A 14,948-nucleotide genomic window follows, 5' to 3' on the forward strand; every position below is an offset into this window, starting at 1 on the left:
AGCAGGAGATGCTGTCAGCGCGTCACGTCACCATGCGGTTCGGCGGACTGGTGGCCGTCGACGACGTCGACTTCACCGTCCACTCCGGCGAGATCGTCGGTCTGATCGGGCCCAACGGCGCCGGCAAGACCACCTTCTTCAACTGCCTGACCGGGCTGTACAGGCCGACCAGCGGCGAGGTCCGGTTCGCCGGCGAGGTGCTGCCGCCGAAGCCCCGCAAGGTGGTGATGGCGGGAATGGCCCGGACCTTCCAGAACATCCGGCTGTTCCCGAACATGACCGCGCTGGAGAACGTCATGGTGGGGCGTTACTGCCGGACGTCGGCGCAGGCGTTCACCTCGATCCTGCGCGGGCCGAAGTTCCGCCGGGAGGAGGCCGAGACCCGCGACCGGGCGATCGAGCTGCTGGAGTACGTGGGCATGAAGGGCCAGGGCGGTCACCTGGCCCGCAACCTGCCCTACGGCGACCAGCGCCGGCTGGAGATCGCCCGGGCCCTGGCCACCGACCCGAAGCTGTTGCTGCTCGACGAACCGACCGCCGGGATGAACCCGCAGGAGACCCGGCAGGCCGAGGAGCTGATCTTCAAGATCCGCGACTCGGGCCTGGCGATCGTGGTGATCGAGCACGACATGCGGTTCATCTTCAATCTGTGCGACCGGGTGCTGTGCCTGGTGCGCGGCAAGACCCTGGTGGAGGGGACGGCGGCGCAGGTGCAATCCGATCCACGGGTGATCGAGGCCTACATCGGCTCCCCCGACACCGAGAACGGGGACGCCGAGGACGGGACGGACAATGCTTGAGGTCAAGGACCTGGTGGTCGCCTACGGCAGGGTGAAGGCGGTCAAGGGGATCAGCTTCGCGGTCGAGGCCGGCCAGGTGGTGTCGCTGCTGGGCACCAACGGCGCCGGCAAGACCACCACGCTGCGCACCATCTCGGGGCTGCTGCGTCCGGAATCGGGTGAGATCTGGTTCGAGGGCGAGCGGATCGACCGCACCCCGGCGCACCGGGTGGTGATGAAAGGGTTGGCCCACTCCCCCGAGGGACGCCGGATCTTCCCGCGGCTCACCGTCGAGGACAACCTGCTGCTCGGCGCCTTCGCCCGCAAGGACTCCGACGGCATCGCCAAGGACCTGGACCGGGTCTACGACCTGTTCGAGATTCTCCGGGAGCGGCGCACCCAGCCGGCTGGCACCTTTTCCGGCGGCGAGCAGCAAATGCTGGCGATCGGCCGGGCGATGATGAGCCGGCCCCGGCTGCTGATGCTGGACGAGCCGTCGATGGGCCTGTCGCCGCTGATGATGCAGCGGATCATGTCGACCATCCGGGCCCTGCAGGCCGAGGGCGTCACCATCCTGCTGGTGGAGCAGAACGCCGCCGCGGCGCTGAAGCTCTCCGACCGGGCCTACGTGCTGGAGGTCGGCCAGATCACCCTGGACGGCACCGGCGAGCAACTGCTCGGCGACGACCGGGTGAAGCGCGCCTACCTCGGCGAGGACTGACCAATCGGGGACGGTTCTCCTTGGTCGAGACTCGCACCGCGGGGACGGTTCTCCCTGGTCGAAACTCGCACCGCGGGGACGGTTCTCCCTGGTCGAAACTCGCACCGCGGGGACGGTTCTCCCTGGTCGAAATTCGCACCGTGAGAACCGTCCCCGATGGTCGAGATTCGAACCTCGAGAACCGTCCCCGATGGTTCAGCCGATCGTGTGGCCGCCGTTGACGCTGATCCGCTGCGCGGTGACGAAGCCGGCGGCGTCCGAAGCCAGGTAGCCGACCAGGGCGGCGACGTCGTCCGGGGTGCCCATCCGGCCCAGCGGCACCTCGGCGAGGTAGGCCGCGGTGTCGGCGCCGACGTGCCGCTCCACCGGGATCCAGCCGGGAGCGACGAGGTTGACGGTGACGCCGTGCGGGCCGAGTTCGCGGGCCCAGATCTTCACCAGTTCGGCCTCGGCGGCCTTGGCCGCGGCGTAGGCGGACGAGCCGGGCTTGGCCCGGTCCACCATGTCGGAGCCGATCAGCACGACGCGGCCGAACCGGTGCCGCTTCATCGCCGGCAGCGCCGCCTGGGTGAGCAGGGTCGGGCTCTTCACGAAGAAGCGCAGTTGGTCGAGGTAGGCCGGCCAGGTCAGCTGCTCGACGAACGCCTCCGGCTGCGGTCCGGTGGCGTTGGCCACCACGGCGAGCACCGGGCCCAGCTCGGCGCCGACCCGGGCAACCAGCTCGGTCACCGCGTCCTCGTCGGTGACGTCGGCGGCGTAGCCGGACGCCACACCGCCGGCGGCGCGGATCTCGTCGACCACGCGTTCGGCCCGCTCGGCACCCGAGACGTAGTTGACCGCCACCGCCCACCCGTCGGCGGCCAGCCGGCGGGCGATCACGGCGCCCAGGCCGCGGGAGGCACCGGTGACCAGGGCGGTGCGGGTGAAGGACATGACCAGCACGCTACCGGCCGGCGCTTTGGTGGCGGCGGCGTCCCCCGGAACAATGGACGCCATGGTGCCGTACACGCTCGAGTGGAACTGGCCGGAGACGCCGCTGATCATCCTGGCCATCCTGGTGATCGCCCTGGTCGGACGGTGGTTGCTGGTGCGGGCGATCCGCCGGGCGTCCGACCTGGCCGTCGACCGGGCCACCCGGCGGCGCCGCGAACAGGGCCAGAACGAGCCGCTGCACCTGGCCCGGTACGCCGCCCGCGCCGCCACCATGGGCTCGCTGCTGCGCAGCCTGACCAATGTGGTGATCTCGGTGCTCACCGTGCTCACCGTCCTGGCCGCCCTGAACGTCCCGCTGACCCCGGTGCTGGCGTCCGCGGGCGTCGGCGGCGTGGCGCTCGGCATCGGCGCCCAGAGCCTGGTCCGCGACTACCTGGCCGGCATCTTCATGATCATCGAGGACCAGTACGGCGTCGGTGATCTGGTCGACCTGGGCGAGGCGACCGGCACCGTCGAGGACGTCGGGCTGCGGGTCACCCGGCTGCGCGACGGCAACGGCCAGATCTGGTACATCCGCAACGGCGAGATCGCCCGGGTCGGCAACCAGTCCCAGGGCTGGTCGACCGCCACCGTCGATCTTCCGGTGGACAGCACCGAGAGCTCCGCCCGGGTGATCGAGATCCTGGACGCGGTGGTAGCCGGGATACGCGACGATCCGGAGTTCGCCAAGGTGCTGATCGACGACCCGCAGGTGGTGGGCATCCAGGCGGTGGAGGCCGGCCGGATGACCATCCGCGTCACCGCCAAGACCCGGCCCAACGAGCAGGGTGGCATCCAGCGCGCCATCCTCGATCGCGGGCTGCAGGCCCTCAAGGACGCCGGCGTCAGGGGGCCCCGGACGCTGCCCCCGCCGCCGGCGCTGTAGCGGTCGGAGTGCTACGGCTCGCCGTACTTCTCCCGCGGATCGATCAGCGGGTGCCCGGGAGCGACCGGGACGGCGATGCCCTCGTCGTAGATCTGCTGCCGGCGGCGGCGTCCGGCTGCTTCGTCGTGCTGTTGCAGCAGTTCGACGATGTTGCCGTCGGGATCGGCGAGGTAGACCTGCTCGACGAAGTCGTCGCGGACCCGGAAGCCGCCGACCCGATCCCCTCCCCTGGCCTGCACCGCCGCCAGCAGCGGACGCCAGTCGTCCACCATGATCGCGACGTGATGGACCAGCCCGGTCCGCAGCTCGTCGGCGTCCCAGTTCGGCGCGTTGTCCCGCAACCGGCCGGGCGTCTTCTCCTGCACGACGTGGATCTCGGCCTCACCGAGCCGGAAGTAGGCGCCGTGGAAGACGAAGTCGGTGGGCCGGTGGATCTCCTCGAAGCCCAGCACGTCGACGTAGAACTCGCGGGTCTTCGCCAGATCGGAGACCACGAACGCCGCGTGGTGGATGAACGCGGTGGGCTTCGTCATCGAGGCTTCCCTTCGTTCCGGACGCGGATCCCGACGATCCGCACGCCGAGGGTAGCGGCCGGCTCGTGGGGCGGCGCCAGCCCTAGTCCCGCAGCGGGGGTTCGGACGCCGTCCGCGACCGGGCCGCGCCGACGCTGGCGACGATCACGCAACCCATCGCGATCCACTCCGGCAGGCTCAGCCCCTCGCCCAGCAGCAGCAGGGCGAACAGGGCCGCGGCGGCGGGTTCCAGGCTCATCAGGATGCCGAACAGGCCGGGACGCATCCGGCGCAGCGCCACCATCTCCAGCCCGTACGGGATCACCGACGAGAGCAGCCCGACCGCCAGCACCACGCCCAGCACGTGCGGGCTGAACACCGGGTCCCCGAAGGCCAGCGCCGGGCCGGCGAGCAGGACCGCGCCGATCAGGCTGGCCACGGTCACCCCGGAGACGCCCTCGAAGTGACGTCCGGTCGGCCCGGCCAGCACGATGTAGCCGGCCCACAGCGCGCCGGCCAGCAGCGCCAGGCCCAGCCCGATCCAGTCGGCGTCCACCGGCTGCAGCCCGAGCAGTGCGACGCCGAGACCGGCCAGGCCCACCCAGAGCAGGTCCCGCGGACGCCGTGAGCCGGCCACCGCGACCGCGAGCGGCCCGAGGAACTCCACCGTCACCGCCACCCCGATCGGGATCCGCGCGAAGCTGGCGTAGATCGCCCAGTTCATCCCGGCCAGCGCCAGCCCGTAGCCGGCCACGATCAGCCACTCCTTCGGACGCCGTCCGCGCAGCCGGGGCCGGGCGAAGGTGAGGAAGATCAGGCTGGCCATGCACAGCCGCAGCCAGGCGGTCGCGGTCGGCGAGCTGAGCGCGAACAGGTCCTTGGCGAACGCCGCCCCCAGTTGCACCGAGCCGATGCCGATCAACACCAGCCAGACGGGGTCGACGCGGGTCAGGGCGTTGCGCACCACCGGACTATCGCACACCCGCCGGTGCGCCGGCCGTCAGTCGGCCTGCCCGGTCGCCGCCAGCCAGACCCGTCCGGAGCCGGTGACGCTGACCTGGTGCTCGGACGCCGGCACGAACACCGCCGCACCGCGGTCCAGGGTGGCTTCGGCGTCCGCACCGGTCAGGGTGACCGTGCCGCGCTCGACCAGCAGGATGGCGGGGCCGCCGCCCAGCGCCAGCGGCTCGGTGTCCACCTCGGCCACGGTGAGGGTGAACTCGGCCGGCGGCGCATACACCGCCACCGACTCGGACGGACGCCGCGGCGCCAGCAGGGCCGGCTCGCCTTGGTCGAAGGACAGCACCCGGAGCAGTTCGCCGGTGTCGATGTGCTTCGGGGTCAGTCCGCCGCGCAACACGTTGTCGCTGGCCACCATCAGTTCGATGCCGACCCCGCTCAGGTAGGCGTGCAGGACACCGGCCGGCGCGAACAGGCACTCGCCGGGGCGCAGCGACACCCGGTTCATCAGCGCCGCGATCACCACGCCGGGGTCGCCAGGGTAGTGCGCCGCCAGTTCGGCGATGGTGCCGAAGGTGGCCGCGCTCGGCGTCCGGGACGCTGCCTCACTCTGGGCAAGGGCGGTCACCGCGGCCACGCAGCCAGCCACCTCCGGGTCGTCGGAGAGCAGCCAGTTGACGATCGGCCGGACGTCGGTCGGCGTCCCGAGCAGCCGCAGCAGCGGTGCCGGCGCCGGCGCCTGCCGCGCCAGCCCGGCCAGGTCGTCGGCGAAGGCCGCCACCTCGGCAGCCGGACGGAACCCGCAGAGCGCCTCGAACCGCTCGCTGACCGCGACGATGATCTCCGGCTTCGGATGCGGGTCCTTGTAGCTGCGGCCGAACGCGTCCGGGGCGATGCCGCGGGCCTCCTCGTCGGCGAAGCCCTCCCGGGCCTGCTCCGGGCTGGGGTGCACCTGCAGCGACAACGGCGTCCGGGCGGCCAGCACCTTGAGCAGGATCGGCAGCTCGGCGGCGTCCGGATCGCCCACCAGCCGTTCCGGTTCGGCGGCCACCCAGTCGCGCAGCGTGGCGTGTCCGGGCTCGGTGGGCGGGAAGGTGCGCGGCGTCCGGCTCGGCGAACCGGGATGGGTGCCGAACCACAGCTCGGCCTCCGGTGCGCCGCTGGCCGGGCGTCCGGTGAATGCGGCGATGCCGTCGAACGATCCCCAGGCGTAGTCGCGGGGGGTGTTGGTCAGCTCGATGAACAACGAAGTCCTATTCTCCTCAATCGATTTAGGCTAACGTGCCGCCATGACGACTGCACTGGCGATCGATCTCGGCGGAACCAAGGTCGAGGCGGCCCTGGTGGACGCCTCCGGGGACATCCTGGCGGGCACCCGCGGCCGGGCACCGATGGGTGACATCGGAGCCTCCGATCCGGACGCTGCGGCGGCCAGCATAGCGGCGGCGCTGCGGCCCGCACTGGAGTCTCCCCAGTGGGCGGACGTGACCGCCGCGGGCATCGGCTCGGCCGGCCCGCTGAACCTGTCGGCCGGCACCACCTCGCCGATCAACCTGCGCGGGCTGCGCGACTTCCCGGTGGTGGACGTGGTGCGCTCCGCGACCGGTCTGGACGACGTCCGGCTCCGGCTGGACGGCACCTGCATCGCGCTGGCCGAGCTGTGGCTCGGGGTGGCGCAGGGCGTCCGCAACGCCCTGGTCTTCGTGGTCTCCACCGGTGTCGGCGGCGGCATCATCTCCGACGGCCGGGTGATCGCCGGCGCCTCCGGCAACGCCGGTCACCTCGGCCAGGTCATCGTCGACCGGGTGGAGGGCTCCGCGGCCGCCGCGACGGTGGAGGAACTGGCGTCCGGACCGCACACGGTGACCTGGGCCCGCTCCCAGGGTTGGACGGGTTCCGACGGCGAGGAACTGGCGGCCGGCTACGCCGCCGGCGACCCGATCGCGGTGGCCGCGGTGGTGCGGTCGGCGACCGCGGTGGGCACCGGCGTGGTGAACGCCGCCACCCTGCTCGACCTGGAGCTGGCCGTGGTCGGCGGCGGGTTCTCGCTGGTCGCCGACGACTACGTCGACCACATCCGGGCGGCCATCGATTCCCGGGCGGTCAACGCGTTCGCCCGCCGCGTCCGGGTGGAGCGTGCCGCCCTGGCCGGGGACGCCCCGCTGATCGGCGCCGCCGCCCTGGTGCATCGCTCCGACCTGCTGGTCTAGGCACCGGACGGCGAATGACATCGCCTGCGTAAACACACATCGCCTGCGTAGGAACACAGGCGATGTGTCCTAAGGCAGGCGATGTGCCTACTCGGTGACCAGGGTGACGCCGATGCGATCCACCACCTCGTCGACCAGCGTCCAGTCGAAGAGCTCGAGCTGCCGCAGCCGAACCGGGGTGACCGCCCGGAGCCGCCAGTATCGGGCCGAGGTCGGGATGGCCAGCTGGAACGGGGTGGTCCGGTTGGCCGGGAGCGGCTCCCGGTGAGTGGTGGACGCCTCACGCCAACTCAGCCCGTTGTCGCTGTGCTCGACGGTGAACCAGTCGCCGGCGGCGGCGTCCAGCGTTGTCACGGTCAGGTCGGTGACCTGGTGCGGGGTGCCGAAGTCCTGGCCGACCCAGTCCCCGGACGCCAGCGGGCAGCAGCCGTCGGGGTCGGCCCCGTCATCGACGACGACCCGGCCGTCGACCCCCGGGCTCGCGATCGCGTTCCCACCGCGGCACAGGTCCGGACGCCAGGGTGCGACGGCCGTCGCCGGCGTCCGCCAGAGCGGGGCGTCCACCGGCGGCTCGTCGACTAGGTCGATCTCCAGCAACCCCGGCTCGGCCAGCTCGGACGCGGTCAGCACCGGGCGCGCCAACTCCTGTCCGTTCCACCGGGCAGCGGCCAGGTACTCGCCGCCGGCGGACTCAGGGCGAACCCGCACCCGGAGCTCCCCGCGGTCGCGCCGCAGCGTCACCTCGTCCACCAGCGGGACGCCGACCACCAGCTCGGCCGAGCCCGGATCGAGCGGGTAGAGGCCGAGCAGCGCCCACAGCCACCAGCCGCTCATCTCACCGTTGTCCTCGTCCCCGGGGAAGCCCTGCCCGATCTGGCCGCCGGTGAACAGCCGGCCGGCCAGCGCCCGCGCCAGCGGCGCCGCCCGCCACGGCTGGTCGGTGTGCAGGTACATGAACGGCAGGTGATGCGCCGGCTGGTTCGACAGCGCGCACATGCCGGAGCGCTGCGCCCGGGCCTCCAGCTGCTCGTGGATCACCTGATCGGGGTGATACGGCGCGGCGATCGTCTCCGGCTCGGCGAACAGCCGGTCCAGGTGCCGGCGCAGCTGCTCGGGCCCGCCGAACAGCGCGGCCAGCCCGGCGCCGTCGTGCACCGCGGACGCCGACATGCCCCAGGCATTGGTCTCGACGTAGTCGCCGCCCCAGATCGCCGGGTCGAAGCGGTCAGGTGCACCCGGATCGCCCTGCCCCGCCGGCGGTTGCCCACACTCGCCGACACCGAGGTCTCGACAAGCTCGACCAGCGGCGGAACGGCCACGGAAGAAGCCGGTGGCCGGATCGAACAGCTGCCGGTAGCTCAGCGACCGGTTCGCGAAGTAGCGGGCGTGCGCCCGGTACCGGGCCGCGTCCGTCTCCTCCACCGGATCATCGGCGAGCAGGTCCGCGAACCGGGCCAGCGCGGCGTCGCTGATCGCCGCCTCGATGGTCCAGGACAGCCCGGCGTGGATCTCCCGCGGCACGAAGCCGGTGAACCGGGAGCTCGCGGTGCCGGCGCGTCCGGTGCGGGAGTCCGGGCTGGGCTCGCAGGCGTTGCGCCAGCCCGACTCGTAGGCCAGCGCCCGGTCGAAGCCGGGAACCCCGAGCCGGGACGCCTGGGCGTAGATCTGGTCGCTGGAGGTGCCGACCATGCAGTCGACGTAGCCGGGTCCGCTCCATCGGGCCGTCCAGCCGCCGCGGCGGACCTGCTCCAGCTGCCCGTCCAGCAGGGCGCCGGTGGCGTCCGCGTCCAGCAGCGCGAGCAGCGGCCAGGTGGTCCGGTAGCTGTCCCAGTAGCCGTTGTTGACCACCAGCTCCCCGGCGGTGACCGGTGCCCCGGTCACCGCGTCGCCGTGCGGACCGGACGGGGCGAAGACGTCCGCGAAACGCCACTGCGGCGTCGCCGCGGTGCCGGCGTTCTCAGCGGCCGCGTTCGGGTACAGCTGCAGCCGGTACAGGGCGTGCGCCAGCGTCGCCCGCAGTTCCCGGTCGGCCAGCGCGTACCGGTCGTCGGGGCGCGGCGTCGCCTCGACCGCGCCGCAGACGGCGCCCCAGAGAACCCGGGCGTCGGCGACCAGCGTCTCGAAGTCCCGCTCCCAGGACGCCTCCAGCCCGAACGTGCGGCGGGCCTGTTCGACCGAGAGGAAGGACGTCGCGACCCGCACCTCCACCTCGCCGGGGGCGGACAGGCCGGAACCCAGGCCGTCCGGGCGTCCGGAATCGGCCGGCGTCACCGCACCGGCGGTCTCGCCGTACAGGTACATCCGCGGCGCATTGCCCCAGGCGGTGTGCGGCCGCTCCCCGGTCCAGCCCTCCAGCCGCGCCCGGCCGTCGGCGAGCCGGGTCAACCGCAGCGAGCCGTGACCGTCGGGCTGATCCAGCACCAGCCGGACGCCGCCGGCGCCGCGCAGCCGGACCACCGCCACCGACCGGGCCGCGGTGGCCTCCACGGCGATGCCCTCCGCCAGCTCGGCGGCGTACCGGTGCGGTTGGGCGATCTCGCTTCCGGGCACGATGTGGCCGCCCCGCACCGGCGAATCCGCCGGCCCGCCGACGCCGGGGACGAACTGCAGCACCCCGTGGTCGCCGATCCACGGACTCGGCTGGTGCGAGGTCTGGATCGCCTCCAGCCGGCGTCCGGCCGGTTCGTCGTGGACGCCCCAGCGGTACGGCCAGCGGGTGTCGGCGGCGGAGGTGGCCGGGGTGAGGAAGACGAAACCGTGCGGCCGCGCCACCGCCGGAATGGTGTTGCCACGGGAGAAGCGAAACCCGGCATGGCTGCCGCGCCGGGTGTCCACCCGCTCGGCCGGCGACTCCGGCTCCGGCTCGGGGCGCTCGACCAGGAGCACCTCCACCCAGCCCCGGACGATGTCCTCCGGCTCGGCGCCGGCGGTCAGCGATTCGTCGCCGAGCACGATCTCGATCGCCTGGACGCGGCGTCCGGCCCAGGGCGCCAGCGACACCGCGTCGGCGTTCCACTGCTGCGGCATGCTCCAACCGGCCGCGAACTGGGCGTCCGGGGCGACCACGAAGCCGTACCGGTCGATCGCCGGGCCGCGTCCGGGGACGCCGTCGCTGAGCCGCGATCCGTCATCGAAGACCACGTCCGGGCACACCGCCAGGGACGCCCACGGCGGTCGCAGCGCCGCCTCGTCGTCGGCGTAGAACGCCCAGTGCAGTTCGGTGTGCGGGCCGATCGTGGCTGCTGCGGCCGGGGAGAGCGGGGAGACCCCGGCCTCCGCCGGGATGACGGGAATGACCGGATCCACTCGGACCACGGCCACACCGTCGGCAGGACGGTACGAGAAGCACAGCGTCTCGCCCCCGAGCACTCCTGCTCGGGGGCGAGACGACGGTGGATCCAGCGGGCCCGGATCGGGCACGACGGTCGCGTTCATCGGATGAGTATCACCCCTTGACCGCGCCCTCCTCGACACCGGCGAAGAAGTGCTTCTGCATCACCGAGAAGAGGATCACGATCGGGATCAACGCGATCATCGTGCCGGCCGCCACCAGGCGCGGATCGGCGAAGTTGCCACTCAGGTAGGCCATGCCCACCGTCAGGGTGTACTTCATCGGGTCGGTCAGCACGATCAGCGGCCAGAGGAAGTCGTCCCAGGCGCCGATGAACGAGAAGATCGCCACCACGCTGACCATGCCCTTGATGTTCGGCCAGACCATGTGCTGAATGCGCTGCCAGGTGGTGGCCCCGTCGATGGTGGCCGCGGCCAGCATGTCCCGGGGAATGGCCCGGCAGGCGGTGGTGATCAGCAGCACGTTCATCGCCCCGACCGCACCCGGCAGGAAGACGCCCCACAGGGAGTCGGCCAGGCCGAGGGCCTTGATGGTCAGGAACTGGCTGGTGATGGTGACCTCACCGGGCAGCAGCATCGTCGACATCAGGATGCCCATCACGATCTTCTTGCCCTTGAACTCCATGCAGCCCAGCGCGTAACCGCCGAAGGTGGCGAACGCGGCATTGGTGATGACCGTGCCGATGGCCACCAGCAGCGAATGCCAGGCGTACAGGTACACCGGGATGAAGTCGGTGACCCGGATGTAGTTCTGGATGGTCGGATCGGTGGGGATCAGGTTGGGCGGGAAGGTGTAGATGTCGTCCTGCATGCCCTTGAACGAGGTGGACAGCTGGAACACCAGCGGGCCGACCACGATCACCGTCATGAACGCCAGCAGCACGTAACGGAAGATCAGCCCGCCGAGCGTGGGCTTGAGGAAATCGCTCGAGCCCTTCTTCCGGTAGGCCGGCTCCTTGTACTTCTTCGGCTTGTCGCGCCGCTTGGCGACCTCGATGTTCTGCGGGGCTTCTTGGATCGGAGCACTCATCTCAGGCCTTTCCCTTGTCCTCGCGGTTCATCCAGGCGATGGCCAGCAGCGGGAACGCGGTGATCAGGAACAGCGCCACGCTCAGTGCGGACGCGTACCCCACGTTGCCGTTGAGGCCGGAGCCGATCATCTTGATCAGCATGACGATCGACATGTCCTGACCACCCGGGCCGCCGGTGCCGTTGGACAGCACGTGCAGCTCGGTGAAGACGCGCAGCGCGGAGACCGCGACCAGCGCCATGATCAGCACCATCGCACCCCGGACGGCGGGCACCGTCACGGTCAGGAACCGCTGGAAGGTGCCGGCACCGTCCAGCGCGGCCGCCTCGTGCAGCTCCTTGTTGGAGTTACCCAGGGCGGCCAGGTAGACCACCATGTAGTAGCCGAGGCCCTTCCAGACCGTCAGCAGAATGGCGCAGATCAGCAGCCACCACCGGTCGACCAGGAACGCGATCGGCTTGTCGACCAGGCCGAACGCCTCCAGCGCCCCGTTGATCAGGCCCTTGCTGTCGAACATCCAGGTCCAGATCAGGGCCACCACGACCACCGACGCGATCACCGGGAAGTAGAAGGTGGTGCGGAAGAAGGTGATCCAGGGGATCGTCTTCTCCACCAGCAGAGCCAGCAGCAACGGCAGGATCGTCAGCAACGGAATGCAGACGATCATGTAGATGAAGCTGGTCAGCAGTGCGTAGCCGAACTGCTCGTCGGAGAACATCCGCTCGTAGTTCTGCATGCCGACGAACTGGCCGGCCCGCAACGGGCGCGCATTGGTGAAGCTCAGCACGACCGTGTTGACGAACGGCCAGATGCCGAACACCAGCACCCACAGCACACCTGGGGCGACCAGCAGCCACGGCGTGAACCACTTGTGTGACCTCATGCCTCCTCCTTCCTTCCCGGGATCGCTCGGTGGGCGCGATCAGCTGATCTTGTTCTTGTTGGCGTAGGCGACGATCTTGTCGAGGACCTCCTGGGAGCCGGCCTGCCCCTTCAGGGCCAGGGCGAGCTGCTGATCCATGTAGGTCTTCATGGCACCGGTCCACTGCACCGGGGTGAGCACCTTCGCGGTCTTCATGGACTCCACCACGATCCCGATGGCCTTCAGCTGCAGTTCGTCCTTGATGCCGGCGCTGAGCGACTTGGTGTCGGCGGCGCCCTCGACGGTGCCGGGCATGAAGCCCACCGCGATCTTGCAGAAGGCCACCTGGTTGGCGGTGTTGGTCAGGTACTTCGCGAAGGCGATCGCGGCGTCCTTGTTCTTGGTGTTGGCCGCCACCGAGACGCCCTGCACGAACAGCGGCGCGAGGCCGATGCGCGGGGTGGCGATGACGCCCTTGCGAATGGTGGGCGCGTTCTTCTCCAGATCGCCGGCGAAGGTCGAGGTCGCCGTGGTGTAGGCCACCTTGCCGGCCTTGAAGCCGTCCGCATTGCCGCCGAAGTCGCCGGTCAGCGCCTCCTCCGGCACGCCGCCGGCCTTGTAGGCGTCCCGGAACTGATCGACGATGGCCGCGGCCTGCGGGGTGTTGAAGACGAAGTCGCCCTTGTCGTCCATCACCGGGATGCCGCTGGACGAGAACAGGTCGAGGGTGGGCATCGAGGACAGCACCGGCATCTTGCCGTTGGACGCCGCGCCGACCTTCTTGGCCAGCTCGATCAGCTGCTCGTTGGTGGTGGGCAGGTTGTCGGTGTCGACGCCGTACTTCTTCAGCTCGGTGCCGTTCCACCAGCTCAGGTCGGTGCCCAGGTACCAGGGCATCCCGAAGGTGCCGGTGATGCCCGGGTAGGAGTAGGCCTCCCAGGCGCCGGGCACGTAGGTGCTGGCCAGCGACGGGTCGGCGGCGTTCAGGTCGAGCAGCTTGTTGGCCTGCACCAGCGGGAAGGCGATGTCCGGCGGCAGGTTCACCACGTCGGGCAGGGTGTCGGAGTTGGCCTGGCTGAGCACCTTGTCCTGGTAGCCGTCGCCGGGCTGGTCGAGCCACTCGACCTTGACGCCGGTCTCCTTCTCGAAATCAGCGATGAGCTTCTCGAAGTACGGGCTGAAGGTCTCGTTCTTCAGCGACCAGCTCTGGAACTTCACGGTGCCGGAAAGCGCGCCGCCGCTGCTGGACTGGGTGGGTGCCGGAGCGGCACCCGTACCTCCCGTGCAGGCGGACAGGGCGAGTGCGGCCGATGCCACCAGGGTGACGAGTCCGGTGAAGCGTCTCATCATGCCTCCTCAATTTGTGCAGGCCGCCAAGCGACGGCGCATGGTTGCGTGGAAGCTACTGCATCGATTGAGTAACCGCAAGGGACGGCCCACCGATCGGGCCCGGAGAGCCCAGGGATCGAACGGACGCGACTCAGCCGGCCGGCGTCGCGGTGGACTCCCGCGGCATCACCGCGGCGGCCACCTCGGGTTCGGAGACCGGCTCGTGGTCGAGCAGCTGCAGCATGCCGGTGGCGGCCTGCCGGCCCAGCGCCGCGGCGTCCCGGTTCAGCGCGGTCATCGTCGGGTGCAACACCTGGCAGGTGGCCGAGTCCTCCCAGGAAAGCACCGAAACGTCGCGCGGCACGACCAGGCCCATTTCGGTCAGCGTCGCCATTCCGGCGATCGCCATCACCTCGCTGTCGAAGATCAGCGCGGTCGGCCCCTTGGGCGACGACATCAGCTTGCGGGTGGCGTCCTTGGCGCGTTGCGGGACGAAATCGCCGGGCAGGGTGATGCCCCAGATTCCGGCGGCCAGGGTGAAATCGGTGAAAGCGTCGATGCGGCGGCGGATATGGGCGAAACTCTGGTCGCCGGTGATGTAGCCGATCCGCTCATGGCCGAGCGAGATCAAATGGTCGAGCACGGTGCGCATGAACGCGGTGTCGTCGGTGCGGACGCTGACCAGGGCCTCGCCGTCGACGTCGCCGCCGACGATCACCGCCGGATGGCCCAGTTCCAGCAGGTGCGTCACCCGGGGGTCGTCCAGGCGGGGATCGAGCACCAGGATGCCGTCCACCCGTCCGTCGGCGATCCACTCGGCGTGGATCGCGGTCTCGGACGCCAGGTCGGTGGCCAGCTGGAGTTGCAGCGAATAGCCGCGCTGGCTCAGCACCGAGCCCACACCGGCGAGGAATTTGGTGAAGAACACCTCTTCACCGACCACCTCTTCGGGGCGGGTGAGCACCAGGCCTATCGAACGCGGGCTCTTGCCGCGCAGCGTCTTGGCCGCGTGATTGGGCCGCCAGCGCATCTCGTCGGCGATCTTCAGGATGCGGGCCCGGGTGATGTCGGAAACTCCGGGTTTGCCATTGATCGCCAGTGAAACGGCGCCGCTGGTTACTCCGGCTTCCCGGGCGATGTCGGAAATCGTAACGCGCCCCGAACGCGGAGAACCGGTATTCCTACCCGCCATTGCTCCGCCTCCCGATCACGCTGGTGTCGGCCCACTTTAACGCAGCGGTGAAGGTATCCCCCGCCGCGGGTCTCACCACGGAAAGGCGCCTCGCCGCGGCCCGGGCGTCCGGCCCGGTCCGCGGCGCTCGCGACCGGCCCGGAC

At 70.6% G+C, this 14,948-nt stretch carries 13 protein-coding genes; 4 read left to right on the top strand and 9 right to left on the bottom strand.

Going from position 1 to position 14,948, the window contains the following annotated elements; translation table 11 throughout:
- The first annotated feature begins 8 nt into the window (after positions 1–8).
- Positions 9–800, top strand: a complete 792-nt coding sequence (locus QM582_RS18340; RefSeq protein ID WP_415086875.1) for an ABC transporter ATP-binding protein — start codon at positions 9–11, stop codon at positions 798–800.
- Positions 793–1,500 carry an ABC transporter ATP-binding protein gene (locus tag QM582_RS18345; protein WP_415086851.1) on the top strand — a complete coding sequence of 236 codons (708 nt, stop codon included), beginning with the start codon at positions 793–795 and terminating at the stop codon, positions 1,498–1,500. Before QM582_RS18340 ends, QM582_RS18345 begins: the two co-directional genes overlap by 8 nt.
- Before the next feature lie 195 nt (positions 1,501–1,695).
- Here QM582_RS18345 and QM582_RS18350 read toward each other — a convergent pair whose 3' ends face one another.
- Positions 1,696–2,433 (bottom strand): SDR family NAD(P)-dependent oxidoreductase, encoded by a 738-nt coding sequence (locus QM582_RS18350; RefSeq protein ID WP_415086853.1) that lies wholly within the window; start codon positions 2,431–2,433, stop codon positions 1,696–1,698.
- Between QM582_RS18350 and QM582_RS18355 the strand changes: the two genes are divergently transcribed.
- A complete protein-coding gene (locus tag QM582_RS18355) occupies positions 2,432–3,358 on the top strand; it encodes a mechanosensitive ion channel family protein (protein WP_415086854.1) in 927 nt (308 codons plus the stop codon). The genes QM582_RS18350 and QM582_RS18355 overlap by 2 nt on opposite strands.
- A gap of 11 nt (positions 3,359–3,369) precedes the next feature.
- Here QM582_RS18355 and QM582_RS18360 read toward each other — a convergent pair whose 3' ends face one another.
- From QM582_RS18360 to manA, 3 genes are all read right to left on the bottom strand, one after another.
- Entirely contained in the window at positions 3,370–3,891 is a 522-nt protein-coding gene (locus QM582_RS18360; protein ID WP_415086855.1) for a VOC family protein, read from the bottom strand.
- 82 nt (positions 3,892–3,973) lie between these two features.
- A complete protein-coding gene (locus tag QM582_RS18365; protein ID WP_415086857.1) occupies positions 3,974–4,834 on the bottom strand; it encodes an EamA family transporter in 861 nt (286 codons plus the stop codon).
- Between the two features lie 36 nt (positions 4,835–4,870).
- The gene (gene manA / locus QM582_RS18370) at positions 4,871–6,076 is read right to left on the bottom strand and encodes a mannose-6-phosphate isomerase, class I (RefSeq protein ID WP_415086859.1); all 1,206 of its coding nucleotides are present in this window, start codon (positions 6,074–6,076) and stop codon (positions 4,871–4,873) included.
- 43 nt (positions 6,077–6,119) lie between these two features.
- Here manA and QM582_RS18375 point away from each other — a divergent pair, with 43 nt between their 5' ends.
- Positions 6,120–7,040, top strand: a complete 921-nt coding sequence (locus QM582_RS18375; RefSeq protein ID WP_415086861.1) for an ROK family protein — start codon at positions 6,120–6,122, stop codon at positions 7,038–7,040.
- An 87-nt stretch (positions 7,041–7,127) separates the two neighbouring features.
- On the opposite strand, the gene QM582_RS18380 is transcribed toward QM582_RS18375, so the two are convergent.
- From QM582_RS18380 to QM582_RS18400, 5 genes are all read right to left on the bottom strand, one after another.
- A complete protein-coding gene (locus QM582_RS18380) occupies positions 7,128–10,475 on the bottom strand; it encodes a glycoside hydrolase domain-containing protein (protein WP_415086863.1) in 3,348 nt (1,115 codons plus the stop codon).
- 10 nt (positions 10,476–10,485) lie between these two features.
- Positions 10,486–11,421 carry a carbohydrate ABC transporter permease gene (locus QM582_RS18385; RefSeq protein WP_415086865.1) on the bottom strand — a complete coding sequence of 312 codons (936 nt, stop codon included), beginning with the start codon at positions 11,419–11,421 and terminating at the stop codon, positions 10,486–10,488.
- A 1-nt stretch (position 11,422) separates the two neighbouring features.
- On the bottom strand, positions 11,423–12,304 hold the full coding sequence (locus QM582_RS18390; RefSeq protein ID WP_415086867.1) for a carbohydrate ABC transporter permease: 882 nt from the start codon (positions 12,302–12,304) through the stop codon (positions 11,423–11,425).
- Between the two features lie 39 nt (positions 12,305–12,343).
- Positions 12,344–13,630: an ABC transporter substrate-binding protein gene (locus QM582_RS18395; protein WP_415086869.1), complete on the bottom strand. Its 1,287-nt coding sequence runs from the start codon at positions 13,628–13,630 to the stop codon at positions 12,344–12,346.
- A 133-nt stretch (positions 13,631–13,763) separates the two neighbouring features.
- Positions 13,764–14,804, bottom strand: a complete 1,041-nt coding sequence (locus QM582_RS18400) for a LacI family DNA-binding transcriptional regulator (protein ID WP_415086871.1) — start codon at positions 14,802–14,804, stop codon at positions 13,764–13,766.
- Between the last annotated feature and the right edge of the window lie 144 nt (positions 14,805–14,948).

It is taken from the genome of Micropruina sp. (assembly GCF_047607385.1).
Classification (GTDB): Bacteria; Actinomycetota; Actinomycetes; order Propionibacteriales; family Propionibacteriaceae; genus Micropruina.